Source organism: Acinetobacter sp. YH01010 (assembly GCF_013420775.1).
In the GTDB taxonomy this organism is placed as follows: domain Bacteria; phylum Pseudomonadota; class Gammaproteobacteria; order Pseudomonadales; family Moraxellaceae; genus Acinetobacter; species Acinetobacter amyesii.
Genome location: NZ_VOYF01000067.1, coordinates 1 through 1,130, shown reverse-complemented (window position 1 = coordinate 1,130; position 1,130 = coordinate 1). Strand labels below are relative to the sequence as shown.

The following is a 1,130-nucleotide window of genomic DNA, read 5'->3' as shown; positions in this document are numbered from 1 at the left end:
CGGGCGCAACGGCTTTCGTCATTGCGTCTCTGGGAGCAGCTTGGTCTTCAACTGCACCGGCCTTTGTCGCTTTCCGTCTACTTCAAGCAGTGGGCGCGTCGGCCATGCTGGTGGCGACGTTCGCGACGGTTCGCGACGTTTATGCCAACCGTCCTGAGGGTGTCGTCATCTACGGCCTTTTCAGTTCGATGCTGGCGTTCGTGCCTGCGCTCGGCCCTATCGCCGGAGTATTGATCGGCGAGTTCTTGGGATGGCAGGCGATATTCATTACTTTGGCTATACTGGCGATGCTCGCACTCCTAAATGCGGGTTTCAGGTGGCACGAAACCCGCCCTCTGGATCAAGTCAAGACGCGCCGATCTGTCTTGCCGATCTTCGCGAGTCCGGCTTTTTGGGTTTACACTGTCGGCTTTAGCGCCGGTATGGGCACCTACTTCGTCTTCTTCTCGACGGCTCCCCGTGTGCTCATAGGCCAAGCGGAATATTCCGAGATCGGATTCAGCTTTGCCTTCGCCACTGTCGCGCTTGTAATGATCGTGACAACCCGTTTCGCGAAGTCCTTTGTCGCCAGATGGGGCATCGCAGGATGCGTGGCGCGTGGGATGGCGTTGCTTGTTTGCGGAGCGGTCCTGTTGGGGATCGGCGAACTTTACGGCTCGCCGTCATTCCTCACCTTCATCCTACCGATGTGGGTTGTCGCGGTCGGTATTGTCTTCACGGTGTCCGTTACCGCGAACGGCGCTTTGGCAGAGTTCGACGACATCGCGGGATCAGCGGTCGCGTTCTACTTCTGCGTTCAAAGCCTGATAGTCAGCATTGTCGGGACATTGGCGGTGGCACTTTTAAACGGTGACACAGCGTGGCCCGTGATCTGTTACGCCACGGCGATGGCGGTACTGGTTTCGTTGGGGCTGGTGCTCCTTCGGCTCCGTGGGGCTGCCACCGAGAAGTCGCCAGTCGTCTAACCGACGACTGGTAGCAGGCCCGCTCCGATGCGGCGCACTAACCATCGAAACCTCGTGAATGTCGGTATCCTGTCTGGCAGGATACCGCTCATTTCCCTTGTTCAGTTCATCGCCGTCGCCGAGCATCTGAATTTTCGGCATGCGGCCAAGGCACTTGGTATCAGC

Annotated in this window: 2 protein-coding genes; both read left to right on the top strand. The window is 58.3% G+C overall.

Annotated features, from left to right (window positions below):
- A partial coding sequence (floR, locus tag FTT77_RS17200) for a chloramphenicol/florfenicol efflux MFS transporter FloR (protein ID WP_180063761.1) occupies nt 1–965 on the top strand: 965 nt, incomplete at its 5' end.
- Between the two features lie 27 nt (nt 966–992).
- Nucleotides 993–1,130: LysR family transcriptional regulator (locus FTT77_RS17550; protein ID WP_257222279.1), on the top strand; the 138-nt coding region annotated here is incomplete at its 3' end.